General features: G+C 55.5%; 24 protein-coding genes. 10 read left to right on the top strand and 14 right to left on the bottom strand.

Annotated elements, in window-relative coordinates; genetic code table 11:
• Positions 1 to 6: 6 nt before the first annotated feature.
• The 5 genes from PHQ58_RS01385 to PHQ58_RS01365 form a co-directional block, all read right to left on the bottom strand.
• Positions 7 to 2,121, bottom strand: coding sequence for a D-(-)-3-hydroxybutyrate oligomer hydrolase (locus PHQ58_RS01385; RefSeq protein WP_300105985.1), 2,115 nt, complete (start codon positions 2,119 to 2,121; stop codon positions 7 to 9).
• A 252-nt stretch (positions 2,122 to 2,373) separates the two neighbouring features.
• Positions 2,374 to 3,795 (bottom strand): molybdopterin molybdotransferase MoeA, encoded by a 1,422-nt coding sequence (locus tag PHQ58_RS01380; protein WP_300105983.1) that lies wholly within the window; start codon positions 3,793 to 3,795, stop codon positions 2,374 to 2,376.
• Positions 3,795 to 4,427, bottom strand: coding sequence for a molybdenum cofactor guanylyltransferase MobA (gene mobA / locus PHQ58_RS01375; protein ID WP_300105981.1), 633 nt, complete (start codon positions 4,425 to 4,427; stop codon positions 3,795 to 3,797). Before mobA ends, PHQ58_RS01380 begins: the two co-directional genes overlap by 1 nt.
• 74 nt (positions 4,428 to 4,501) lie before the next feature.
• Complete coding sequence (moaA, locus tag PHQ58_RS01370; protein WP_300105980.1) at positions 4,502 to 5,662, bottom strand: GTP 3',8-cyclase MoaA; 1,161 nt, start codon at positions 5,660 to 5,662, stop codon at positions 4,502 to 4,504.
• 92 nt (positions 5,663 to 5,754) lie between these two features.
• Positions 5,755 to 7,824 carry a sodium-translocating pyrophosphatase gene (locus PHQ58_RS01365; RefSeq protein ID WP_300105978.1) on the bottom strand — a complete coding sequence of 690 codons (2,070 nt, stop codon included), beginning with the start codon at positions 7,822 to 7,824 and terminating at the stop codon, positions 5,755 to 5,757.
• A 240-nt stretch (positions 7,825 to 8,064) separates the two neighbouring features.
• On the opposite strand from PHQ58_RS01365, the gene ppa reads away from it, so the two are divergent.
• Together ppa and PHQ58_RS01355 are read left to right on the top strand one after the other, a co-directional pair.
• On the top strand, positions 8,065 to 8,601 hold the full coding sequence (ppa, locus tag PHQ58_RS01360; protein ID WP_300105976.1) for an inorganic diphosphatase: 537 nt from the start codon (positions 8,065 to 8,067) through the stop codon (positions 8,599 to 8,601).
• Between the two features lie 161 nt (positions 8,602 to 8,762).
• Positions 8,763 to 9,617: a fumarylacetoacetate hydrolase family protein gene (locus PHQ58_RS01355; protein ID WP_300105974.1), complete on the top strand. Its 855-nt coding sequence runs from the start codon at positions 8,763 to 8,765 to the stop codon at positions 9,615 to 9,617.
• Positions 9,618 to 9,626: 9 nt separating this feature from the next.
• On the opposite strand, the gene PHQ58_RS01350 is transcribed toward PHQ58_RS01355, so the two are convergent.
• Positions 9,627 to 10,841: a GNAT family N-acetyltransferase gene (locus tag PHQ58_RS01350; RefSeq protein ID WP_300105971.1), complete on the bottom strand. Its 1,215-nt coding sequence runs from the start codon at positions 10,839 to 10,841 to the stop codon at positions 9,627 to 9,629.
• A gap of 18 nt (positions 10,842 to 10,859) precedes the next feature.
• Here PHQ58_RS01350 and PHQ58_RS01345 point away from each other — a divergent pair, with 18 nt between their 5' ends.
• Together PHQ58_RS01345 and PHQ58_RS01340 are read left to right on the top strand one after the other, a co-directional pair.
• Entirely contained in the window at positions 10,860 to 12,536 is a 1,677-nt protein-coding gene (locus PHQ58_RS01345) for an NAD+ synthase (RefSeq protein WP_300105970.1), read from the top strand.
• A 51-nt stretch (positions 12,537 to 12,587) separates the two neighbouring features.
• Positions 12,588 to 12,926 (top strand): P-II family nitrogen regulator, encoded by a 339-nt coding sequence (locus tag PHQ58_RS01340; protein ID WP_300105968.1) that lies wholly within the window; start codon positions 12,588 to 12,590, stop codon positions 12,924 to 12,926.
• A 15-nt stretch (positions 12,927 to 12,941) separates the two neighbouring features.
• Here PHQ58_RS01340 and PHQ58_RS01335 read toward each other — a convergent pair whose 3' ends face one another.
• From PHQ58_RS01335 to PHQ58_RS01315, 5 genes are read right to left on the bottom strand one after another with little or no spacing between them, the layout of a single operon-like run.
• Positions 12,942 to 13,406, bottom strand: coding sequence for an RDD family protein (locus PHQ58_RS01335; RefSeq protein ID WP_367187259.1), 465 nt, complete (start codon positions 13,404 to 13,406; stop codon positions 12,942 to 12,944).
• A gap of 37 nt (positions 13,407 to 13,443) precedes the next feature.
• Entirely contained in the window at positions 13,444 to 14,193 is a 750-nt protein-coding gene (locus PHQ58_RS01330) for a DUF3106 domain-containing protein (RefSeq protein WP_300105964.1), read from the bottom strand.
• 4 nt (positions 14,194 to 14,197) lie between these two features.
• Positions 14,198 to 14,641 carry a DUF3619 family protein gene (locus tag PHQ58_RS01325; RefSeq protein WP_300105962.1) on the bottom strand — a complete coding sequence of 148 codons (444 nt, stop codon included), beginning with the start codon at positions 14,639 to 14,641 and terminating at the stop codon, positions 14,198 to 14,200.
• Positions 14,638 to 15,204 (bottom strand): RNA polymerase sigma factor, encoded by a 567-nt coding sequence (locus PHQ58_RS01320; RefSeq protein ID WP_300105960.1) that lies wholly within the window; start codon positions 15,202 to 15,204, stop codon positions 14,638 to 14,640. The genes PHQ58_RS01325 and PHQ58_RS01320 overlap by 4 nt, the downstream gene beginning before the upstream one ends.
• Before the next feature lie 55 nt (positions 15,205 to 15,259).
• Positions 15,260 to 15,391, bottom strand: a complete 132-nt coding sequence (locus PHQ58_RS01315) for a hypothetical protein (RefSeq protein WP_300105958.1) — start codon at positions 15,389 to 15,391, stop codon at positions 15,260 to 15,262.
• A gap of 90 nt (positions 15,392 to 15,481) precedes the next feature.
• On the opposite strand from PHQ58_RS01315, the gene PHQ58_RS01310 reads away from it, so the two are divergent.
• From PHQ58_RS01310 to pbpG, 6 genes are all read left to right on the top strand, one after another.
• Positions 15,482 to 17,293 carry an acetolactate synthase 3 catalytic subunit gene (locus tag PHQ58_RS01310; protein ID WP_300105956.1) on the top strand — a complete coding sequence of 604 codons (1,812 nt, stop codon included), beginning with the start codon at positions 15,482 to 15,484 and terminating at the stop codon, positions 17,291 to 17,293.
• A gap of 2 nt (positions 17,294 to 17,295) precedes the next feature.
• Entirely contained in the window at positions 17,296 to 17,787 is a 492-nt protein-coding gene (gene ilvN, locus PHQ58_RS01305) for an acetolactate synthase small subunit (protein ID WP_300105954.1), read from the top strand.
• 64 nt (positions 17,788 to 17,851) lie between these two features.
• Positions 17,852 to 18,868 (top strand): ketol-acid reductoisomerase, encoded by a 1,017-nt coding sequence (ilvC, locus tag PHQ58_RS01300; protein WP_300105952.1) that lies wholly within the window; start codon positions 17,852 to 17,854, stop codon positions 18,866 to 18,868.
• 74 nt (positions 18,869 to 18,942) lie between these two features.
• Positions 18,943 to 19,758 (top strand): CDP-diacylglycerol--serine O-phosphatidyltransferase, encoded by an 816-nt coding sequence (gene pssA / locus PHQ58_RS01295; protein WP_300105951.1) that lies wholly within the window; start codon positions 18,943 to 18,945, stop codon positions 19,756 to 19,758.
• Positions 19,759 to 19,980: 222 nt separating this feature from the next.
• Complete coding sequence (locus PHQ58_RS01290) at positions 19,981 to 21,519, top strand: 2-isopropylmalate synthase (protein ID WP_300105949.1); 1,539 nt, start codon at positions 19,981 to 19,983, stop codon at positions 21,517 to 21,519.
• 102 nt (positions 21,520 to 21,621) lie between these two features.
• Entirely contained in the window at positions 21,622 to 22,710 is a 1,089-nt protein-coding gene (pbpG, locus tag PHQ58_RS01285; protein ID WP_300106074.1) for a D-alanyl-D-alanine endopeptidase, read from the top strand.
• A 36-nt stretch (positions 22,711 to 22,746) separates the two neighbouring features.
• On the opposite strand, the gene PHQ58_RS01280 is transcribed toward pbpG, so the two are convergent.
• Genes PHQ58_RS01280 through aat form a run of 3 tightly spaced genes read right to left on the bottom strand, consistent with a single transcriptional unit; the run spans position 22,747 to position 25,094 of the window.
• The gene (locus PHQ58_RS01280) at positions 22,747 to 23,532 is read right to left on the bottom strand and encodes an IclR family transcriptional regulator (protein WP_300105947.1); all 786 of its coding nucleotides are present in this window, start codon (positions 23,530 to 23,532) and stop codon (positions 22,747 to 22,749) included.
• Between the two features lie 45 nt (positions 23,533 to 23,577).
• Positions 23,578 to 24,330, bottom strand: a complete 753-nt coding sequence (locus PHQ58_RS01275; protein WP_300105946.1) for an arginyltransferase — start codon at positions 24,328 to 24,330, stop codon at positions 23,578 to 23,580.
• Positions 24,327 to 25,094, bottom strand: coding sequence for a leucyl/phenylalanyl-tRNA--protein transferase (gene aat / locus PHQ58_RS01270; RefSeq protein WP_300105945.1), 768 nt, complete (start codon positions 25,092 to 25,094; stop codon positions 24,327 to 24,329). Before aat ends, PHQ58_RS01275 begins: the two co-directional genes overlap by 4 nt.
• Positions 25,095 to 25,120: the final 26 nt, after the last annotated feature.

The raw sequence follows: 25,120 nt of genomic DNA, 5'->3' as shown, positions 1-25,120 counted from the left end.
GCTACTTTAGTCGGCCACCGTCAACACATTGCCGGCAAAGGTGATCCGGTCTGCCGCGTCAGCCACGGTCTTGATCGGTGGCACATTGGCGGCGGTGATCGGGTTGGTGGCTGTGCCGTTCAGGCCGCGCGGCGTGGTGCGCACCACCTGGCTGGCGGGCAGTGCGGTGCCGTTTTTCAGGTTGGCGTAGACCATGTCCAGCGCCTGAATGAAGTAGCGGTGAAGCGGCACCAGGCGCTCAGCGTAGCCTGGGAAGCTCAGGAACGCGTCAAAGTGCTGCGCATTGGCCACCTCAATGTAAGACAGCTTGCTGCTGCTGCCCTCAGTGATCTGGTTCATGCCAAAGTAGGGTCGCCCGGTAAAGGCCACCGGCAGCAGCGTGTCAGACCGGCCTTGCACAATCACCGCCGGCTTGCCGCGCAAATTGGTGCTGCGCACCACTTCACTCATGCCTTGTTTGACCCGCGCCGCGTTGGCACTGGTGCCTGTGACCAGTTCACGCAGGCAAAGTGCACCGGCCATGTTGTAGTCCTGCACACCACCGGTTGACAATGAGGCCGCATCCAGCAACGGTCCGCCCACACTGTTGTTATTGACGATGTTGATGCCAACAGTGGGCGGCACGCCGTTGCCCGTGCCAAACGAGCTTGCCAGCCCTGCTGCGGAAGCTGGCACAGGTGCAAACGGCGTGGCTGCGGTGGCGGCCCCTGTGGCGGCGTAACTGAAGCCGCACAGGTTGTCAGCCACGCCGAAGCGGCCGTAGGTGTTGGCGTAGGTGAGCGTGACACCCAGGGTGGCAAAGGAATAGTGCGACGCCTGTAAGGCATTGCCGTCCGCCTGCCAGCCAGCGGCCAGCAACGCTGCCAAGGCGCTTGTGGCTTGTTCGGCTGTGGTGTTGCCGGTGATCAGGCCGTTGGCCTTGAGGGCGCTGCAGCGGTTGCCGGCAATGGTTGCATTCACCGTGTTGAAGGCATTGGTGGTGGGCGATACCAGTGCTGCGCAGGGTTGCAGCAAATTCGCCAGCGTGAAGTAGTCCAGCAGTTGCCGGCCGGTGCCAACCAGCGTGTTGGCACCGCGCTTGACGCTCAGGCGGTTGTCGGCTGCCAGCTGTACCTCAGGCTCGGCCACCGCCACGCCGCTGATCAGGCCTTGGGTGTCTTGCTCTGCCGCAGCCAGCGCCGCGCCCGCACCGTTAGACACACTGGACGCAATCACGATGGTGTTACTGGGCGTGAGCTTTTTCAGGTGGGTGGCGCCGTCGCGGGCCAGGTCGCCATATTTTTCATTCAGCACAAAGTAGGCAAACTCGACCGATTGCAGCGTCCATTTGCCCCAATCTTTTTCAGGGTTTTGTTGCGAGTGGGCGTGCTTGACGGCAAAGCGGTTGGGTGTGGCTGTATTGAAGGCGGCCAACTCGGCACTGGTCAGGTTAGCGGTAAATATGGCATCTTTTCCAGCGGCGACGGCATCGGTGCGAACACCGTTTTGCACGCTGACCGTGTTGTTTTGCAGGTCATGAATGCCGTTGCCTGTGCCTTTGTCGGTGTAGGCCACAGCGCAGCCGTTTTTCAGGCCCCATTCACCTGAGGAGCCAATGGCCCCATAAATGCCGCGCGAGCCGCTTGAGGTGCCGGTGACGATGCACGGGCTGGCCGGGTTGAAGGTGGCCGGCACCTGAACCAGCATCGTGACATTTTGGCGGCCGGTGCCGTCATCTGAATAGGCGGTGTATTCGGTGCCGGCGATCTTGCCTTCGCTGGTGGTGATGACGCCTTTGGCATCCACATTGGGGCCATACAGGGTGCCGTAGCCACCGCCCGCCGTGATGTCCAAAATGGCGCGGTAGTTGTTGAAAATGGCCAGCTTGCGCAACTCGGCTGCGGTGGGTTTAAGTGGGTCCGCCAACACCGGTGCGCTGCCGCCCAGCCCGGTTTTGCCCAGGCCTGCGGTGAGCAGGTCGTCGCTGGTGCCATCAAAGGTGGCGCTTGCCACGGCACTCAGGTAGCTTGGCTTGATGTTTTTGTTCTCGTAAGCCTCGTCGTTGCCGCCACAGGCGCTCAAGCCCAGCACGGCAGCGGTAAGCGCGCTCAATTTGAAATGGTGATTATTTGCAAATGACATGTGTCTACCTCGTTTCGTTGGTTTAGTTGTTCGTCAGGTCACCCCACACACCGGCGCACGGTCAACTTGTCTCCGTAGCAAGTTGGTTTGCTGGTGTGCGAACCCTCAGCCGCCCGTGGCGCATTGGCTCGGTTCGGTGAGGGCTGGGCGGATCATGATCGGTAACCCGCGTTTGAACAATTCGGTATTACTACCTACCAGGGAAAGCGAGCTTGACAGCGTTGCAACTAGCTGTAAGAGGTGACGGGTTTGTCAAATCACCCCGTCAAACATAATCACATCCACCTCGCCACCGGGGGCCACGTTGCCTTGCCCGTGGTGCAGCACGATCAGGCCATTGGCGCGCACCATGGAGCTGAGCACGCCTGAGCCCTGGTTGCCGGTGGTTTGGACTTGCAGCGAGCCATCTGCTGCGGTGCTGACGATGCCACGCTGGTATTCGGTGCGGCCGGGTTTCTTGCGGATGGGCTCAATGCTTTTGGCTTTGAGCAGGGGTGGAGCGCTGGTGGTTGCACCCATCATGCGCAGCAGGGCCGGGCGCACAAAGGCCAGAAACGTCACCATCACCGCCACCGGGTTGCCGGGCAATCCAAATAACACAGCGTTGCCAGATGTTGCCCCGTCAGCCGCAACCGAAGCAGCAGCTGATGCGGTGTTTGATTCGTTGGCATTGGTGCAGCTGGTTGGCTGGTTTGTTGCTATGCTACTATTTAAATAGCTTATTGCGCTTGTTTTATAAGGGCTAGAAGCCAATTTGTCTCTTGAAATGTGGCCCACGGCCATGGGGCGTCCGGGGCGCATGGCAATGCGCCAAAACGCAACGTCGCCGAGTTTTTTCATCATGGCTTTGGTGAAGTCTGCCTCGCCCACGCTCACCCCGCCACTGGTGATGATGGCGTCGGCTTGCAAGGCAGCCTGCACAAACGCGGCTTCCAGCGCCTCGGGCTGGTCACGCACCACGCCCATGTCAATCACCTGGCAGCCCAACCGGGTCAGCAGGCCAAACACGGTGTAGCGGTTGCTGTCATACACCGCACCTTCACGCGGCGGCTCGCCCAGGCTCAAGATTTCGTCACCGGTGGAAAAATAGGCCACTTTCAGGCGGCGCAAGACGGGTACGGATTTAATGCCCAAACTGGCTACCAGTCCAAGTGCAGCGGGCGTGAGTAGCTCGCCTTTTTGTAGTGCCGGTTGGCCTTGCATGAGGTCTTCGCCCAGATGGCGGCGGTTGTCACCGGGCTGCAGCATGTTGGCTGCAATGGTGACCAGGTCACCCGCCATGGTCGTCAACTCTTGCGGTGCCACCGTGTTCAGGCCCATGGGCATGATGGCTCCGGTCATGATTTTGACGCACTCGCCTGGCAACGCGGTACCGCTCCAGGCTTTTCCGGCAAGCGCTGTGCCGATCACTTTCAGGTTCAGTGGGGTGTTGATTGAGAGTTGCGCGCCATCAAAGGCGTAGCCGTCCATCGCCGAGTTGTCGTGTGGCGGCACGCTGACCGGGCTGATGACATCCGACGCCAGCACGCGGCCAAGCGTGTCAAAAATGCCCAGCTCTTCGGTATCGGTCACGGGCTCGACGAGCTTGGTCAAAAAGTCGTTGACCATGTCGGCGCTCAAGGCTTGCGGGTCGTAGCCCGCCAGCTCACTGGCGATTTGCTCCAGGGTTTTCATCAGGCGTTGGATTCCAGTTGGTGCAGCTCAGCCAGGGTGTTGGCGTTAAAAAACGCTTGGCGGTCGTCGCCCGCTTGGTCAAACGGCACCACGGCGGTTTTATGCAACGCGGTCCAGGCATCAATTTTCCGGCCACCGTCTTGTGTGAAGCGCACCAGGCTTTCCAGCAACTCGACACGCAGCAGGCAAAACACGGGTTGGGTGCGCACCTGCATGTGGCCATCTTTGCCCGCCTCGGGCGCGGCGACCATGGCGATGTCGGCATCTTCCGCTTCAAGTGCTGCCGCCAGACGCTGCGCCAAGTCAAGTGGCAGCAGCGGCGTGTCGCATGGCACGGTGAGCATGTAGGGGGTTTCGCAGCGCTCCAGTCCGGTCAAAAAGCCGGCCAGTGGCCCGGCATAGTCGGCCAGCCCATCGGGCCAGACCGCCACACCAAACGATTCGTAAGCCGCCAGGTTGCGGTTGGCATTGATCATGATCTCGCCCACGCCGCCGCCCATTTGCAGACGGGTGAGGGTGTGCAGCGCCAGTGGCATGCCGTTAAAGGTTTGCAGGCCCTTGTCGACGCCGCCCATGCGTGAGCCGCGCCCGCCGGCCAAGATCAAGGCCGTGATGTCAGTAGGATGAATCATTGTGTTTTTTTCAGGATGATTTGTCGCAGAGTTGGCAGTGAAGCGCGCGGAGCGACAAGCGTGGGGGCCATGTTCTAGCCTCCGATGTAACTCATTTCAACCCGTTTCACCGGGGCACCTTGGTCGGCAGGCATGCTGCTGCGTTGCTCGGAATAGTTGTCGCTGCGGCCTTGCCAGATGTGGGCCACGGCGCTTTGCAAATCGGCGTCTGAGGCCTGGCCGCGAATCAGGCTGCGCAGGTCATAGCCTTTTTCTGCAAACAGGCACAGGTACAGCTGGCCTTCGGTGGACAGGCGGGCGCGGTTGCAGTCACCGCAAAAAGCTTGTGTCACGCTGCTGATCACGCCAATTTCACCGGCCGCTTTGTCATGCTGGCCCAAGGCATCGGCGTAGCCCCAGCGCTCGGCGGTTTCACCCAGGTTGGATGGCTCAAGTTGCACCAGTGGCAACTCCGACTTGATGAGTTGCACTACTTCTGCCGAGGGCATGACTTCGTTCATGCGCCAGCCGTTGGTGGCACCCACGTCCATGTACTCAATGAAGCGCAGCACGATGCCGCTGCCCTTGAAATGGCGCGCCATCGGCAAAATTTCTTGCTCATTGGTGCCGCGCTTGACCACCATGTTGATCTTGATCGGCCCCAAGCCCGCAGCGCGCGCGGCTTCGATGCCATCCAACACGTCAGCCACCGGAAAATCGACATCGTTCATGCTGCGAAACACCGCATCGTCAAGCCCATCCAGGCTCACGGTGACACGCTGCAGGCCTGCGTCCTTCAGGCTTTGGGCTTTGCGCGCCAGCAGTGAGCCGTTGGTGGTCAGGGTGATGTCGAGCGGCTTGCCTGTGGGGGTGCGCAACTCCGCCAGCTGTTCAATCAATTGCTCCAGGTTTTTGCGCAGCAGCGGCTCCCCTCCGGTGAGGCGAATTTTTTCCACGCCGTGCGCCACAAACACGCGCGCCATGCGGGTGATTTCTTCAAACGTCAGCAGGTCCGTGTGTTTGAGGTAGGCGTAGTCTTTGTCAAAAATCTCTTTGGGCATGCAGTAGTTGCAGCGAAAGTTGCAACGGTCGGTGACGCTGATGCGCAGGTCACGCAGAGCCCGGCCGCGGGTGTCGGCCATCAGCCCGCTGGCGGTCAGGCGCGTGTCCGGATGAAAGGCCGCGGTGGGCACCACCAAGCCGCGCGGGCGGTGGTCCATCAGGGGAATCACGCGGTGGGTGTCTCGTTCAGTCATTGTGGTTATGCAGGCATTTGCCTAAGTGATAAACGATTTTGGCATGAATGAAAAAACCCGCCGAAGCGGGTTTGATTAGAACTTGAACCAGATCAAGCGCCGTGAATTTTCATCATCACTGGCACGATCAGCAGCGCCACGATGTTGATGATCTTGATCAGCGGGTTGATGGCCGGGCCAGCAGTGTCTTTGTAGGGGTCACCCACGGTGTCACCCGTGACCGCAGCTTTGTGGGCCTCGGAGCCCTTGCCGCCAAAGTTGCCGTCTTCAATGTATTTCTTGGCGTTGTCCCAGGCACCGCCACCGGTGCACATCGAGATGGCGACAAACAAACCCGTCACGATGGTGCCCATCAGCAAGCCACCCAAGGCCGCTGGGCCAAGAATGAGGCCAACCAGAATCGGCACCACCACGGGCAGCAATGACGGGATCATCATTTCCTTGATGGCAGCAGTGGTCAGCATGTCAACGGCGGTGTCGTACTCTGGCTTGGCCGTGCCTTCCATGATGCCCTTGATGTCACGGAACTGGCGGCGCACTTCCACCACCACGGCGCCTGCCGCGCGGCCCACAGCCTCCATCGCCATGGCACCAAACAGGTAGGGAATCAGGCCACCAATAAAGAGGCCAATGATGACCATCGGGTTGCTCAAGTCAAAGGTGACGTGGGTGCCATAGGCATCGAGCTTGTGGGTGTAATCGGCAAACAGCACCAGCGCAGCCAAGCCGGCAGAACCAATGGCATACCCTTTGGTGACGGCCTTGGTGGTGTTGCCCACTGCGTCGAGCGGGTCGGTGATGTCGCGCACGCTTTTGGGCATCTCGCTCATTTCGGCAATGCCACCGGCGTTGTCAGTGATGGGGCCATACGCGTCCAGTGCCACCACAATGCCGGCCATGCTGAGCATGGAGGTGGCTGCAATCGCAATGCCGTAGAGGCCAGCCAGCGCGTAAGCGGTGTAAATGGCTATACAGACAAACAGCACCGGCCAGGTGGTAGAACGCATCGACACACCCAAACCAGCAATGATGTTGGTGCCGTGACCGGTGGTGGACGCTTCGGCGATGTGCTTCACAGGCGGGTATTGCGTTCCGGTGTAGTACTCGGTGATGACGATCAAACCGGCGGTCAAAATCAGGCCAACCGCGCAGGCGCCAAACAGGGCCATCTGGCTACCAGAGGCCTTGATGGCGTTGTCAGGAATCAGCCATTGCGTGACAAAGAAGAAGGCAATCAACGACAAGACACCGGCCACAGCCAGACCCTTGTACAGCGCTGGCATCACGTTCTTCATGCCAGGCGAGGCCTTGACGAAGAAGCAGCCAATGATGGACGCCACGATCGACACCGCGCCCAAGGCCAACGGATAAACCACAGCGCTCATGCCTGCGCCGGTGACCAGCAGGGCACCGAGCACCATGGTGGCAATCAGCGTTACAGCATAGGTTTCAAACAAATCCGCGGCCATGCCAGCGCAATCACCCACGTTGTCACCCACGTTGTCGGCAATCACGGCCGGGTTGCGCGGGTCGTCTTCCGGGATGCCTGCTTCAACCTTGCCGACCAAATCCGCGCCCACATCAGCACCTTTGGTGAAAATGCCGCCGCCCAAACGGGCAAAGATCGAAATCAGCGATGAGCCAAAGGCAAAACCGATCAGCGGGTTGAGCAAATGCGCCAGGTTTTTGTCGGGTGTCATGTTGCCGTTACCGACCAGGAACCAGAAGAACCCCGTGACACCCAGCAGCCCCAAACCCACCACCAGCATGCCGGTGATGGCACCACCGCGGAAAGCCACGTCAAGCGCCGGGCCAATGCCTTTGGTGGCAGCCTGCGCCGTGCGCACATTGGCGCGCACTGACACGTTCATGCCAATAAAGCCGCAAGCGCCCGAGAGCACGGCACCGATGACAAAACCGACCGCGCTCAAGCTGTCAAGAAAGACGGCGATGAGGATGGCCAGCACCACGCCGACCACGGCAATGGTTTTGTACTGACGAGCCAGATAAGCGGCAGCACCGGTTTGAATGGCAGCAGCAATTTCTTGCATGCGGGCGTTGCCCGCGTCTTGGGAAAGAATCCAGCTGCGGGCCCAAAAGCCGTAGCCGACGGCGATCAAGCCGCAGATGAGCGCCAAAATCAGCGCTGAGTTGCCTGTCATAGAAATATCTCCTGTCTGTTGTTTCGCGAGGTGGTGGTGCAACGCATTGGGCCCCACCGCTGCGTTGCTTCCTCGTCGAAGTGCGCCGGGTGGTGCGACAAGAGCGATTGGCCAACTGCGCAACTGTACCGCCGAAATATGACGTTTCAGTGAGTCGCAAGTGGCAAGTAAGTAAAATCAGGGTTAATCCTCCCGGTTAATGATTTAACTCAAATTCCAACTCCTAACCAAGGCGACAACATGTCCTTAGATAACGTTACCCCCGGCGCGAAATGTCCTGAAGAATTCAACGTGATCATTGAGATCCCGATGAACGCTGACCCGGTCAAGTACGAAGTCGACCACGAGACCCACGCCATTTTTGTTGACCGTTTCATGAGCACGGCCATGCATTACCCCACCAACTACGGTTACGTGCCGCGCACCATCAGCGGTGATGGCGACCCGGTGGACGTGTTGGTGATCACCCCCGTGCCCCTGATTCCCGGCGTGGTGGTGACCTGCCGCGCCATTGGCATGATGCGGATGGAAGACGAGGCCGGTATTGACAACAAGTTGCTGGCGGTGCCAATCGACAAGATTTTGTCGCTCTACACCCGCTGGCAAAAGCCGGAAGATTTGAGCCCGGTGCGCCTGAAGACCATCGCCCACTTCTTTGAGCACTACAAAGATCTGGAACCCAACAAGTGGGTCAAGGTGATGGGCTGGGAAGGCCCGGAAGCTGCCAAGCAAGAGATTTTGGAAGGCATCGCGAATTTTGACGCCGCTCAAAAATAATTTAGATGTTTTGAGCTTCTAGCGCTTACGCTGATTGCGTAAGTAGCTATTTAATACATAGCGCCTGCAAGTGGTATCACTTGCAGGCGTTGTCGTTTCTGGCTTTTTTTGAAGTGGCAAAAGTTAGACTGCACAGTCATTTATTCAATGGAAGACCTGCCATGAAGTTGTTGCGCTACGGGCCTATGGGCCAAGAAAAACCTGGTGTGCTGGATGATCAGGGCCGTGTCCGGGATTTAAGTGCGGTGGTGTCCGACATCGCAGGCGCTGTGCTGTTGCCCGCCAGCCTGGACAAGTTGCGCAGCCTCAAGGTGGAAGACTTGCCTTTGGTCGCGGGAGTACCGCAGCAGGGTTTGCGCTTGGGCGCATGCGTGGGCCAAGTGGGCAAATGCATTTGCATCGGCCTGAACTATGCCGACCACGCAGCCGAATCCGGCATGCCGGTGCCACCCGAGCCGGTGGTGTTTAACAAATGGACCAGCGCCCTGTGCGGGCCAGATGATGCGGTGCAAATCCCACGCGGCTCGGTCAAGACCGACTGGGAGGTTGAACTGGCGGTGGTCATTGGCCAAGGTGGTCGCTACATCACCGAGGCTGACGCGATGCACCATGTGGCGGGCTATTGCGTCATGAACGATGTGTCTGAGCGCGACTACCAACTCAACCGCAGTGGCACCTGGGACAAGGGCAAGGGCTGCGATACTTTCGGCCCGCTGGGCCCCTGGCTGGTCACCGCAGACGAAGTGCCTGACCCACAACATCTGGCTTTATGGCTTGAGGTAGACGGCAAGCGTCTGCAAAACGGCAGCACCGCCACCATGGTCTATCAGGTGCCTTTTTTGATCAGCTATCTGAGCCAGTTCATGAGCTTGCAGCCGGGTGATGTGATTTCGACCGGCACGCCGCCGGGCGTGGGCATGGGGCAAAAGCCACCGGTGTTTTTGCGCGCTGGCCAAACCATGCGCTTGAGCGTGGACGGCCTTGGGGTGCAAACCCAAAACACGGTTTTGGCTTGACCTAAACGGTCAGACAGATTTGAACGGACTGTGGCTTTTGAGTTCGTCCAAATACTGCGCCACGCCTTGTCCTTCGGCGTTTAAAAAATCATTTACGGCGTTGGCAAAAGCGGGGTGCGCCAGCCAATGCGCGCTGGTGGTTTTGACCGGCAGCAGGGCGCGCGCCAATTTGTGTTCGCCCTGCGCGCCGCCTTCAAAGCGTGTGTAGCCATTGGCAATGCACCACGCCAGCGGCTGGTAATAGCAGGCCTCGAAGTGCAGGCAGTCCACCCGTTCAAGGGCGCCCCAATAGCGGCCATACGCCACGCGCACCAACGATTCATAGTCTTTTTGGCCCGTAGCCTTTGTGCAGCTTGCATTAATAGCTATCAGACTCGTAGCAATGGGCTGGCCCGCGCGCTCGGCGGTGAACAGCAGCCAGTCGTCGGGCATGTGTGTTGCCATGGCGGCGAAAAAGGCCCGGTTCAGGTAGGGTGCGTTGCCATGCTCAAGGTAGGTGCGTTCATAACAACGGTAGAAGAAATCCCAGTCTGACGCGCTGATGTCCCGGCCTTGGGCATGGCGAAAGCTTACACCCGCGTCAAGCACCTTGCGCCGTTCTTGACGGATTTTCTTGCGCTTGTCTGCGGCAAGGGACGCCAGAAAGCCGTCAAAGTCAGCATAGCCGCTGAGGCTGTTTTCCCAGTGAAATTGCACCGTATGGCGTTGCATCATGCCAGCGGTCTGGCAGGCTTGCAGATCATCCGCGCTGGCAAACAGACAATGCAGGCCCGACACGCCTTGGGCATCGCACCATTCGATGAGCCCTTGGGCTAGCAGCCCACGGTCTTGGGCGTTGCGTGCCAGCAGCCGGGCGCCTGGTACCGGTGTGAACGGCACCGCCACCACCGCTTTCGGGTAATAGGCCAAGCCGTGTTGCTCGTAGGCATTGGCCCAGCCAAAGTCAAACACGTATTCGCCACGCGAATGGGTCTTGAGGTACAGCGCGCAGGCTGCCACCAACTGGCCTTGGTGTTCGAGCAACATAAACCGGGGCGACCAGCCGGTATGCGGTGTGGCGCAAGCGCTGGTGTGCAGCGCACTCAGGTAAGCGTGCTGCATGAACGGCGTGGCATCTGCTTGGGCAAAAAGCAGTGCGTCCCATTGGTCTGCATCGACTTGTTGCGGCGAGTTCATCACCCGAATGACATAATCATTTGCCTCGGGGGGCGTGTTGTTTCCCATGTTTTTTCAATCGCTTTTATGACACTAAAAATCTGCGTGGCGCAACTCAATCTGGTGGTGGGTGACCTGGCGGGCAACGCGCAAAAAATCATTTTGGCCGCGCGCAACGCTTATCAGGAAGGTGCCCGTTTGGTCTTGACGCCTGAGTTGTCCATTTGTGGTTATGCCGCCGAAGACTTGTTTTTGCGCGCCGCCTTCATGGCGGCCTGCGATGATGCCGTGAACGCCGTGCGGCTTGCCTTGGCCGACCTCAAAGACCTTTGCGTGGTGGTGGGTCACCCCACGGGTGGCGACCATCGTACCCGCTCGGTGGCGGTGCAAAGCCGCTTTAATGCAGCCAGTGTGCTGTGTGAAGGGCAGGTGGTGGCCACTTACGCCAAGCGTGAACTACCAAACTATCAGGTGTTTGACGAGCGCCGCTATTTCACGCCCGGTCATTGTGTGTGTGTTTTTGAGGCGGGCAAACAGGGCGCCCGTGTCAAGGTTGGCTTGCTGATTTGCGAAGACGCATGGTTTGAAGCGCCGGCGCAGGAAACCGCGCAGGCTGGCGCTGAGCTGCTGGCGGTGATTAACGCGTCGCCGTTTCACGTGGGCAAAGGCAATGAGCGCGAGCAGATGATGCGTGAACGGGTGCTGGCCTGCGGGTTGCCGCTGGTCTATGCGCATCTGGTGGGCGGGCAGGATGAGGTGGTGTTTGAAGGCCATTCGTTTGCGCTTAACGCCGATGGCACACTGGCCGGGCGAGCCCCGAGTTTTATAGAAAATAGCCTTCTAGTCCAGGTAAATAAAGCGCTGAAAGCTATTTTTTTAGTAGCACCTATTGCGCCAGATCGCTCGCCAGATGCTGACCTGTGGGACGCCTTGGTGTTGGGGGTGCGTGATTACATCAACAAAAATGGCTTTCCTGGCGTGCTGCTGGGTTTGTCGGGTGGCATTGACTCGGCGCTGGTGTTGGCCATTGCCGTGGACGCTTTAGGCAAAGACAGGGTGCGCACGGTGATGATGCCGTCTCCCTATACGGCTGACATCAGCTGGATTGACGCCCGTGACATGGCCGCTCGGGTGGGTGTACGCTACGACGAGTTGTCGATCGTGCCCGAGTTTGAGGCGTTCAAAGCCACGCTCGCCGGTGAATTCAAGGGCCTGGCAGAAGACACCACCGAAGAAAACATCCAGGCGCGCGTTCGTGGCACGTTGCTCATGGCGCTTTCCAATAAGTTTGGCAGCATTGTGCTGACCACGGGCAACAAGTCTGAAATGGCCACCGGCTACTGCACACTTTATGGCGACATGGCGGGTGGCTTTGCGGTGATCAAGGATCTGGCCAAAACCACGGTGTTTCGCCTGGCGCGCTGGCGCAACGCGCATGACCCGTATGGCACCGGGCAGGCACCGATTCCAGAGCGCATCATCACCCGCCCGCCAAGCGCAGAATTGCGCCCCGACCAGGTGGATCAGGACAGCCTGCCACCTTATGAGGTGCTGGATGCCATTTTGGAGCGCTACATGGAAAACGATGAAAGTATTGAACAAATCATCGCCGCTGGCTTTGCGCCTGCCGATGTGGAGCGTGTCACCTGGCTGATCAAGATCAATGAATACAAGCGGCGCCAGTCCCCCGTGGGGATTCGCGTGACGCATCGCAGCTTTGGCAAAGATTGGCGTTATCCTATAACCAACAAGTTTCGGGCCTGAGCTTTGGTCGGTGCTTTACAAGTCGTTGACTATTTTTAAACAAGGAATTTCATGAAACAAATCACCGCGATCATCAAACCGTTCAAGCTTGAGGAAGTTCGCGAAGGCTTGGCTGAGTGTGGCGTCACAGGGTTGACGGTGACCGAAGTCAAGGGTTTTGGTCGCCAGAAAGGTCATACAGAGCTGTACCGTGGGGCGGAATACGTGGTGGATTTTTTGCCCAAGGTCAAAGTTGAAGTGGTAGTCAAGACCGATGATGTTGACCGTTGCGTCGATGCCATTGTGAAAGCTGCGCATACCGGGAAAATCGGCGACGGAAAGATTTTTGTGACCTCAGTGGAACGTGTGGTGCGCATTCGCACCGGGGAAATTGACGAATCAGCGATTTGAGCCTGATGGACTGAGTCAGGGCTTGGGTGGACTGGTGTCCACCAGTTGAGTGCCTGCAAGGGCGTCGTGCCAGAACTGTTGCTTGGGATGAAAACGGCTGAGCACCGCCCATACAAGCACCCAGCCCACCAAGATCACCAGCGACTCGCCGCCTTTGAGGTCAAAGCCCCATGAGACCAACAGCGGCGGCAGAAACCACAACCAACTCCACAAGTAGCGCACCAAGGCACGGGTTTGCGTCAAAGGACGGCCCGTGCGATCCAGCACGCGAATGTGCCAGGTTTTCATGGCCAGCGTCTGGCCTTTGGCCCACAGCCAAACGAAGTAAATGCCAAACACCACAAACAAAAATGCTTGCAGCGCATGGCGGTTGTCCATGGCGTTTTTGGTCTGGCTCAGGGTGCCAAACAAATAGCCGGCAATGAACACCACACCGAACAGAAGCATGCCTTCGTAGAGCCAGCAAGCCATTCGGCGCATTAAATTCGGCGTGGTGTAGCCCTCTAACGAGGCTGATTTATTGTGGGTTAGCGCCATGGGTGACTGTAGAGGCAGGGGCTTTAGGGGGTGTCGGTGCGGTGGGTGGTTTAGGCTTCACCAGCAACGTATTTTTTGAAACGCTTGCCGCAGGTGTCGGCACAACCATGCCGTCGGCCTTTTTTGTCATGGGCATTCGACTGATTTTATCGCTGGCCACAGGTTGCGCAGCCAAAGCTGTTCTTGGCGGTTTGGGTTGTGCGGATTTCGCCAATTTATGTTTTTCTTCCGGGCTGAGCGCTTGGTAGGCTTGCCATTTTTCATTCTTTTGCTCTGGGGTGATCTGCTTTGCTTCGGCAAAATTGAGTCTGGCCAATTCCCGTTGCCTAGGGCTTAGCGCGGCCCACTGCGCCATGCGTTCATGCAATTTGGCTTGCTCGGCCGCAGACATCCGGGGGTAGTTGGCGCTGAGTGTGATCCATTTCCGTTTTTGCCCGTCACTTAGGTTTGCCCAGCTAGAGGTCAGTGGTGTCAGGGCGTTTCGCTGCGCTATGGTAAGCGAGTTCCAGTCGGCTGAGTTGAAGCTTCTCGGTGATGAAGCTGTGTGTGCTCTGGTGCCAGCATCAGGCGAACTTGCGCCATTTACAGGTGCTGCTCGTGCGATAAGCGCCTGCGTAAAGCCTGGCGTTGGGGCGAACAGAAACGCTGTTGAACCCAGCAAACAACCCAGAATACGGAATGGGGTTAATGCTGGATGAGTAAAACGTGGGATCAGGAATTTCAGCCTCATCAAACTAGGGTTCCTGCCGATTGCCGATTTTTAAAAATTGAACAAAGCCTGCGTCCACGTAAGCCGCTGGAGGAAGGTCATCGGTCAGAATGGCTGTATCAATGTCGGCCAATTCACTGGCGCCGATGTCATTCTGGACGACGTTGATGACCAGCATGCCGGCGGCTAAAACCAGTAGCAAACCCGCAGCGCCCAACCGGTTCCACCAGTTTGAATGCCCACCCGCTCGGGTTGCCGTGAGCGTGCCAGAGCGGTCATTGTTAAATAGCACTGCGGAGCTCTGCAGCAGCATTTGTTTTCGTTTTTCGACTGCCTGAACACGCGCCGCCCTCAAGCGCTCACTGATGTCGTGAGGCAATTGGTCCGTGGCTTCGGTCAATCGAGCGGTAATGCGCGCACCAAGCGCATCGTCGTCATTTTCTGAACTGCGCAGAGATAAGCTGTTCATAATTTGATGTCTTTCGTTTTGAGGGCCTTGGACAGGGCATGAACTGCACGCGAACAATGGGTTTTTACACTGCCTTCTGAACACCCCATGGCGGTTGCGGTTTCTGCCACGTCCATATCTTCCCAATAACGCATCAAGAAGGCTTCTCGTTGACGATTTGGCAGCAATAATAATTCCTCTTCAATCGCGAGCAGAGTCTGTGCGCGCTGGTGATTGGTTTCAGGGTTGTCAAATGATGCGACAGGCTCAATGCCCGAAAGTGCCTCAAGAATGTCAAAGCCTTCCTCATCCCCCTCCGACTGGAAGTCACTGAAGGATGAAAAAAGTGCATTTTTAACTTTTTGACGCCTGAACCAGTCCAGTGTGCTGTTAGACAGAATGCGCTGGAAAAGCATGGGCAGCTCGTTAACTGGCTTGTGCCCATAGTGTTCGGCGAGCTTCATCATGCTGTCTTGAACGATGTCCAAAGCAGATTCGTCATTGCGAACGTGATAAGTCGTACGTTTGAATGCGCGCTTTTCCACACTTTTCAAAAAATCCGAGAGTTCAGCAGGCGTAGCCAATGGAGAGGTTTTCTTGGAGTCAGTGTTAACTGTGGCTCAGGTACAGTGGATTGGTTCAGAGTTCTTTTTGACTGGCCGGGATTATTGCACTGCAGAGGTGGTCGAGGTCGCCACGGACAGTGCGATAATCTTCGCTGCTCAATAACGCAAACGGGTCAAGGTCCGGCGCATAAATCAATGCGCTCATGGTTTTGGCCTTAAGTTTCGATGCAACGCCAAAAGTGTTTGCAAAGAAGCACCCAAGGTTTTTCGTCAGAGAAATTCACAAAGGTTCATCATGGAAACATCAAAAGCCGAAGCTGCTTCGGTATCAAATTCTTCAAACCCACAGCATTCTGCCAAGACAAGGCCTGTGTCAACAGGCGCTGAGCACGAGCTCAGAGGTGCAGAGATTCTCATCAAAGCCCTGCAGGCTGAAGGTGTCAAGTACGTTTGGGGTTACCCCGGCGGTGCAGTGCTGCACATTTACGACGCTTTTTTCAAGCAGGACACCATTCAACACGTCTTGGTGCGCCACGAGCAGGCCGCCGTGCACGCGGCCGATGGTTATGCGCGGGCAACCGGTGACGTGGGTGTGGCATTGGTGACCTCTGGTCCCGGCGTGACCAATGCGGTCACGGGTATTGCAACGGCCTACATGGACAGTATTCCCATGGTAATTGTGTGTGGCCAGGTGCCCACCCATGCCATTGGTATGGATGCCTTTCAGGAGTGCGATACGGTCGGCATCACGCGTCCCATCGTGAAGCATAATTTTTTGGTGAAAGATGCCCGCGATCTGGCTGAAACCATGAAAAAGGCATTTCACATTGCACGCAGCGGCCGCCCAGGTCCGGTCGTGGTGGATATTCCAAAAGATGTGTCGTTCAAAAAAGTGGCCTACCACGGTTACCCAGAGACGGTTGAAATGCGGTCTTACAACCCGGTTCGCAAAGGCCACGGTGGGCAAATTCGCAAGGCTTTGCAACTGTTGCTCGCTGCCAAGCGACCCTACATTTATACCGGTGGTGGTGTGTTGCTCAGCAATGCCTCCAATGAACTGCGTCAGTTGGTCGACATGTTGGGTTACCCCGTTACCCATACCCTGATGGGCTTGGGTGCGTATCCTGCCAGCGACCGAAAGTATTTGGGTATGTTGGGTATGCACGGCACTGTAGAGGCCAACAACGCCATGCAAAACTGCGATGTGCTGTTGGCAGTTGGTGCGCGCTTTGACGATCGGGTGATTGGCAACCCCAAGCACTTTGCGCAAAACGAACGCAAGATTATTCACATTGACATTGATCCATCAAGCATTTCCAAGCGTGTCAGGGTGGACATCCCAATCGTTGGTGACGTGAAAGACGTGTTGACAGAGTTGATCGCCATGATCAAGGAAAGTGCCGTCAAGCCTGATGCCAATGCACTGGGCGCATGGTGGGACACCATTGAAGGCTGGCGCAAGCGCGATTGCCTGAAATATGACCACGGCAAAAATGACATCATCAAGCCGCAGTATGTGGTGGAGACGCTTTGGAACATGACCAAGGATGCCGACACTTACATCACGTCAGATGTCGGTCAGCATCAAATGTGGGCAGCTCAGTACTACCGCTTTGATGAACCCAGGCGTTGGATCAACTCCGGTGGATTGGGCACCATGGGCGTTGGCATCCCGTACGCCATGGGCATCAAATTAGCCAAACCGGAGAGCGAAGTTTTTTGCATCACCGGCGAAGGCTCAGTGCAAATGTGCATTCAAGAGCTGTCAACCTGTCTGCAATACAACACACCGATCAAGATCATGGCGCTGAACAACCGCTACCTTGGCATGGTTCGTCAGTGGCAAGAGGTGGAATACGAAGGCCGTTACAGCCACAGTTACATGGATGCGTTGCCAAACTTTGTGAAGCTTGCAGAGGCGTATGGACACGTGGGTATGCTGATTGAGCGCGCCCAAGATGTAGAGCCCGCCTTGCGGGAAGCCCGCAAGCTCAAGGATCGCACGGTGTTCATGGACTTCCGCACGGATCCGACTGAAAACGTATTCCCGATGGTGCAGGCTGGCAAGGGCATCACTGAGATGTTGTTGAGCTCGGAGGATCTTTGAACATGAAACATATCATTGCAGTTTTGCTTGAAAATGAGGCCGGTGCGTTGTCGCGTGTGGTGGGTTTGTTCTCAGCACGGGGCTACAACATTGAGTCGCTCACGGTGGCGCCCACTGAAGATCCCAGTCTGTCGCGAATGACCATTCAGACACATGGTTCTGACGAGGTGATTGAGCAAATCACCAAGCATTTGAATCGCTTGATCGAGGTGGTCAAAGTGGTTGATCTGACCGAGGGTTCTTACACTGAGCGCGAGCTCATGATGGTCAAGGTGCGAGCGGTGGGCAAAGAGCGCGAAGAGATGAAGCGGATGGCGGATATCTTCAGGGGTCGCATTATTGATGTGACCGAGAAGAGCTACACCATTGAGTTGACGGGAGACCAGTCCAAAAATGACGCGTTTTTGGATGCGATTGAGCGCGGTGCAATCCTGGAGACCGTGCGTACCGGCTCCAGTGGCATTGGTCGTGGTGAACGAATTTTGCGCGTCTAGTCGGTCGGGGATATAGCTAAACATTTCCCCCAAAAGTTATTTATTTTTTACAACGGAGAGATAGATGAAAGTTTTTTACGATAAAGATTGCGATCTGAGCCTGATCAAAGGCAAAACTGTTGCCATCATCGGTTACGGCAGTCAAGGCCACGCTCACGCGCAAAACCTGAATGACAGTGGTGTCAAGGTTGTGGTTGGTTTGCGAAAGGGTGGCGCATCTTGGGACAAGGTCGGCAAGGCCGGGCTTAACGTGATGGAAGTCAACGATGCGGTGAAGATCGCTGACGTGGTCATGATCTTGTTGCCTGACGAACAAATCGGCGACGTGTACACCAACAATGTGGCGCCCAATATCAAGCAGGGCGCGTCCCTGGTGTTCGCCCATGGTTTCAATGTTCACTACAACCAGGTCACGCCACGTGCTGATCTGGATGTCTGGATGGTCGCCCCCAAGGCGCCAGGTCACACGGTGCGCAACACTTACACCCAAGGCGGTGGCGTGCCTCACCTGATTGCCATTCATCAAGACAAGAGCGGCAAAGCCCGTGATCTGGCTTTGTCATATGCCATGGCGAATGGTGGCGGCAAAGCGGGCATCATCGAAACATCGTTCAAGGAAGAAACCGAGACCGATCTGTTTGGTGAGCAAGCCGTGTTGTGCGGTGGTGCCGTTGAACTGATCAAGATGGGTTTTGAGACACTGGTAGAAGCCGGTTACGCGCCTGAAATGGCTTATTTTGAGTGCCTGCATGAATTGAAGTTGATTGTTGATTTGATCTATGAAGGCGGCATTGCCAACATGAATTACTCGATCTCCAACAATGCCGAATTCGGTGAGTATGTGACTGGTCCCGAAGTGATCAATGCGCAGAGCCGTGAAGCCATGCGCAATGCACTGAAACGCATTCAAAATGGCGACTACGCCAAGATGTTTATCCTGGAAGGTCGTACCAACTACCCAAGCATGACAGCGCGCCGTCGCAACACTGCAGAGCACAAAATTGAAGTGGTTGGTGCCCAGCTGCGTTCGATGATGCCTTGGATTGCGAAAAACAAATTGGTGGATCAAACCCGCAATTGATTGCCTTGCGTTTGTTTTGCAAAGGCCACTTCGGTGGCCTTTGCTATTATGGAAAACTTGCTTAGGCGTAACGAATGGAAGATGTGAACCCACATAACGTTGATCATGGTGAAGGTGTGCTGCTGAAAAAGCGCCGCAAAGGCATTTATATATTGCCAAATTTGTTCACGCTTGCAGCACTATTTGGGGGGTTTTACGCCGTTGTGATGGCCATCAATGGCCGCTTTGATCTTGCGGCCGTGGGCGTGTTTTGTGCCATGATTCTCGACAGTCTGGACGGGCGGGTGGCTCGGATGACCAATACCCAAAGCGCCTTTGGCGAGCAGATGGATTCATTATCTGACATGGTGTCGTTTGGTGCTGCACCCGCGCTGATTGCTTACGTATGGGCACTCAAGGGGTTAGGGCGCTGGGGCTGGATTGCAGCCTTTGTCTACTGCGCCTGTGCTGCATTGCGACTGGCGCGCTTCAATGTCAATACCGCGGTGGTTGACAAGCGCTATTTCCAAGGCCTTCCATCTCCTGCTGCAGCCGCGTTGGTGGCGGGCTTTATTTGGGTCATGACAGATCTGGGTTTTGAAGGCAAGCAGTGGGCTTGGCCAATGTTTGCGATTGCTTTGTACGCAGGCTTGACGATGGTGACGAATGTGCCGTTTTACAGCTTCAAAGACATCCAGATGAAAAAGAGTGTGCCATTTGCAGCGATTGTGTTGATCGCTCTAGGTATTGCCGTGGTTAATATTGATCCGCCTATTGTCATGTTTTGCATTTTTGTACTTTACGGTTTAAGTGGCTATGCAATTTATTTCTGGCGCAAGGCCAAAGGTATTCCAACGAGTGTGATCAGCACGTCTACTGATGAGCCTGAAGAGCGGGGCCTGCACAAATGAGTGGAGGGGCAAGCCACTTGCTCCAAAGTTTCGCGGCTCTCTGAACTTGTGTTATATTAATTTTATGCATCAAATTTCACTAGCACTAAAACTATCGTCTGTCGGGCGGAGTGGTTAGCGTGTGATCGCATCAACCCCAAAAGCCCGTATGCAGCCGCTACGGGCTTTTTTGTTGCCTGAAACCCACCTTATTGCATTCGCAAGAAACCTTGGAGACATGAGATGTCCGATAAATTAGTGATTTTTGACACCACATTGCGTGACGGCGAGCAGTCGCCAGGCGCATCCATGACACGCGATGAGAAGTTGCGCATTGCACGTCAATTGGAGCGACTGAAAGTTGACGTGATCGAGGCAGGTTTTGCCGCCAGTTCCAATGGTGACTTTGAGGCGATCAAGGCCATTGCCACTGCCATCAAGGATGCCACTGTCTGCTCGTTGTCGCGTGCGAATGACCGTGACATCACGCTGGCCGCTGACGCCCTCAAAAATGCAAATCGGGCGCGCATTCATACTTTTATCGCAACTTCTCCGGTGCATATGGAAAAGAAGCTGCGCATGACGCCAGAGCAAGTGTTGGAGCAGGCCAAACAAGCGGTGCGATTTGCACGAAACCGCGTGGCCGATGTCGAATTCAGCGCAGAAGATGCTTATCGCAGTGAGGAAGACTTTTTGTGCCGCGTTATTGAAGCGGTCATCAACGAGGGCGCGTCGACCATCAATGTGCCAGACACGGTCGGGTACGCGATCCCAGAACTTTATGGAAACTTTATCAAGCGTTTGCGTGAGCGCGTTCCGAATGCGGACAAGGCGATTTGGTCGGTACATTGCCACAATGACCTTGGCATGGCGGTTGCCAATTCATTGGCCGGAGTCATGATTGGTGGTGCGCGTCAAATCGAATGCACCATCAATGGGTTGGGCGAGCGTGCCGGTAACTGCAGCCTCGAAGAGGTGGTGATGGCCATACGGACACGGCGCGATTATTTTGATTTGGAGGTGGGTGTCGATGCCTCTCAAATTTTGGCCGCAAGCCGTATGGTCAGTCAGACCACTGGTTTTGTGGTTCAGCCGAACAAGGCAATCGTAGGCGCGAACGCGTTTGCGCACGCATCGGGTATCCATCAAGATGGCATCATGAAGGCTCGTGACACTTACGAGATCATGCGCGCCGAAGATGTGGGCTGGGCAGCTAACAAAATCGTGTTGGGCAAACTTAGTGGGCGCAATGCGTTCAAGCAGCGACTGCAAGAACTTGGTGTCCAGATGGACAGCGAGGCAGAAGTCAACTTGGCGTTTGCTAAATTCAAGGAGCTTGCGGATCGAAAGAGCGAGATTTTTGATGAGGATATTCTGGCCTTGGTCAGCGAGGAAAGCGTCGCGCAAAGCAATGAACACTATGGTTTTGTGTCACTTTCACAGCACAGCGAAACTGGTGAAATGCCCCAGGCAACGGTGGTCATAACCATTGGCGGCAAGGAGGTGACGGGTACAGCTAATGGCAATGGACCAGTGGATGCGTCGCTTAAAGCCATTGAGGTCCACGTCAATAGTGGTGCTGAAATGGTGCTTTACTCCGTCAATGCGATCAGTGGGTCGACTGAGAGCCAGGGTGAAGTTACTGTGCGGCTCCAACATGGTGGACGTGTGGTCAATGGGGTGGGTGCAGACCCAGACATAGTTGTGGCCTCAGCCAAGGCATACCTGAGTGCGTTGAACAAGCTTCAAAGCCAGGCTGATCGGGTGGCAGCGCAGGGGTGAGTGCGTAAATTTGCTTTAAGAAAGTCTCGCAAGTACTTGCCACTGCGAGACTTTTTAAGATTAAACTCGATTCCTGACTACTCAATGGCTGGAGACAATGAAATGACAAACTTTCGACAGAGCGTTTTTGGAAAGAAGTCACGCGGTTTGGCATGTCTCCTGGTCTTATTGAGTTGGTTGGCATGGGTGCCAGTGGCTCATGCAGCGCCTGCCAAGACACATGTGAGTAAATCAAAGAAAGTAGTAGCTGCCAACAAGACCAAAAAATCGGTCGTTGTTGGTAAGCGTCGCGTGGCGCACACGTTTGCGACAACCAAACACAAAGCAGTGCCTCAAGCGTTATTTATTGCACCTAAGCTTTCTTTTGGTGAGTTGGCAGGCTTGCATGGTGCCCAAGATAATCTGAATTTGAAATCCAGCGTGGCGCTTGTTGTTGATCAAGAAACAAACGAGGTTCTTTTCAGTAAAAATGATCAGGCCATTTTGCCCATTGCCTCATTGACCAAGTTGATGACAGGGTTGATCATCAGTGAGGCTATGTTGCCCATGGATGAAAAAATCATGATCACGCAAGAAGACGTTGACACAGAAAAAGGCAGTTCCTCACGTTTGCGTGTGGGTACCGAACTGAGCCGTGGAGAGTTGCTGCATTTGGCGTTGATGTCGAGTGAGAATCGGGCTGCACATGCGCTTGGACGCACTTATCCTTCTGGTGGCCTGCCCGCATTCGTCAAACTGATGAACAGCAAGGCCCAATTGCTGGGAATGAAGGACACGCGTTACGTTGAACCCACCGGCCTGTCCAGCCTGAACCAGTCAAGTGCACGTGATTTGGTGAAATTGGTCAATGTGGCACATCGCCAGCCCTTGATGCGTGAATTGTCCACATCGACTGGTTACCAAGTGGCCATTGGTAATCGAATGTTGCAGTTCAACAATACAAATAGGCTGGTCAAGAACCCAACTTGGGACATTGGACTACAAAAAACTGGTTATATATCAGAAGCCGGGCGTTGTCTGGTAATGCAAACAAAGGTGGCTGGTCGCCAATTGATCATGGTCTTTCTGGATTCGGCGGGCAAGCTTACCCGACTTGCTGATGCCGAACGCGTGCGTCATTGGGTTGAGTCTTCTCCCAGTGCATCCACTGTATTGCATCCGGCCGCGATTCTGAGTGGGAAAGTCTTGTAAGTTTTTGCTTCGCCAAAACAGTTCCACTTTGGAAGCCTAGGCGTCCAGCGGCCGAAATCCTAGATTTTCTGAAATCTCACGGGCTGTCGCTTTGAGTTTTCCGAGCCATGCCTCATCCATCCGACCTGCAGGGGCTGAAATTGACAGGCCTGCAACGAGCTTTCCTTGGTCGTCGTAGATGCCAGCAGCCATGCACCTTACACCTAGTTCTAGCTCTTCATTGTCGTTGGCATATGCGGCTAGTCGCACCTTTGTGAGTTCCCGCTCAAGTGCGGGTAATTGCGTCAAGCTGTTTTTTGTGTGACCACCCAAGCCTGTTCTGGTTGCGTAATTCCTGACTTTTTGAGGATCATCTGCCGCGAGAAATAGTTTGCCCACAGAGGTTAGATGTAATGGTGCTCGCCCGCCAATGGCTCGAACGACCTGCATGCCAGACCGCTCGCTGTATGAGCGTTCAATGTAGACGATTTCATCGCCCTGACGCATGCTCAAGTTCACCGGCTGCTGAGTGATTCGGTGCAACTCACGCATTGGGCCCACCGCGGCATCACGCACATTCAAGCGGTTTTTGACAAGGTTCCCTAACTCAAGGAGTCGCATACCCAGCCGGTAGTTGCCTGGCTGTGGTCGATCAACGAAACGTCCAATGGCCAGATCGTTCAGAATGCGATGTGCCGTTGAAGGATGTAGACCAGTTTTTTCACTGATTTCTTTCAGCGAAATGGGTTCTTCGCGGGATGCCAGCACGTTCATCAGCGCAAACAATCTTTCGATCACTTGAACTGTTGGTGTGGCTGGAATCACAGTCGCTGCGTGGCTCATGAAATCTCCTTATTGCCTCCTATTTTACATGGTGAAAAATGGGGTTTAGCATAGTGAATTTTGGTCGGCCCGAGTCCACTTCCCGTGGGACAACAATTCACTCGGTTGAAAGCGGGTTTTGTAAGACATCTTGCGGCAAGTCTGAATCCAATACCCAAGGTAAACGTAGGCCAAGCCCAAGGTCTGGGCAAATTCAATTTGCCAGAGCACGTTGAAAGTTCCGTAGCTCTGACCACCAAGTGGTTCAAAAAATGTATAGACCGCCGACAGCCCATCGCTGAGCTGGTCGACGATAGACACCATTCTCAGCGTGCTTGTTGAACCATCGCAGACTTCTTCCCGAAACTCAATCATGTATGAGTCGACCCGTGTATTTACCAAAAACTCGACATAGTGCTCAGCATTGTCGAAATCCATGCCTCCGTCTTTATGCCTGGCTTTTTGGTACCTTTGGAAAAGGGCGTAGTGCTCCTCAGAAAAGTGAGGCTTGCTGAGATAGGCAGTCAGGTTGCTGTGTTTTCTTCGCGCGCGGCGTTGACTTTTGTCAGGTCGAAATTCGGTAACTGGGACACGTATCGATCTGCAGGCTTGGCAATGGTCACAGTGGGGGCGGTACACAAAGTCGCCACTTCTGCGAAAACCTTGGTGAATCAAGTCACTGTATGCCGCAGTGTCAATTTTCTCGCTTGGGCCTGCAACTTGCGAGCGGGCGATTCGGCCTTCAAGGTAACTGCATGGATAGGCAGCCGTTGCGTAATACTGAACTTGACTGAGGGGAGGTGTTGGGCAGTGTGTCACGCGTTGGCAGATGTCAATGCAACAAGTTGATTCCAGTATACGGGGTCAAACTTCCAGTGGGGCGACGCGTGGCGTGCAAGCCTTTGAACGCCTTCCACGAATACCGTTCTGGAAATTTCCTGGGCACCCAAAGAAGCCAGGTGCCGGGTGTTTTGCTGGCAATCAATGAGGGGGATGCATTGGTGGCGGCAAAGCGCAACCAGTGCTGCCAGCGCAATTTTGGAGCCATCGGTAGCGCGGTGAAACATGGACTCGCCGAACACAGCTTGGCCAATGGCAACGCAGTAAAGCCCGCCAACGAGTTGCCCGTTCGCCCAAGTTTCAATGCTGTGAGCAAATCCAGCCCGATGGAATTCAATGTAGGCATCAATCATCTCGGGCAAAATCCAGGTGCCTGCCTGGCCATCCCTGGGGCTGGAACTGCACGAGCGAATCACCTCTTCAAATGCCGAGTCGACGCGAATTTCACAGGATGCTGTGTTCGCAAATTGTTTCAAGGTCTTCTTGAGTGATGGATGCAAGCGAAACTCGTTCACGCGCAGCACCATGCGCGGTTCTGGACTCCACCAAAGTACGGGCTGACCTGCGCTGTACCAGGGGAAAATTCCCTGTGAGTAGGCACTTCGCAGGGTTGGAGGTCGTAAGTCACTGCCGGCACACAATAAGCCGGGCGCTGGACTATCCGCTCCCCATGCCTGGGACACAGCGGGAAATGCTTGCCCAGGTTCCAACCAGGCTAGCACGGAATCTTTCTTGATCGTCATGAGGCTATTGTTGTTTGATATTCTGT

Source organism: Rhodoferax sp. (assembly GCF_028688795.1).
Taxonomy (GTDB): domain Bacteria; phylum Pseudomonadota; class Gammaproteobacteria; order Burkholderiales; family Burkholderiaceae_C; genus Rhodoferax.
Note: the sequence above shows the minus strand (reverse complement) of the source record. Positions and strands in the feature narration are given on the sequence as shown.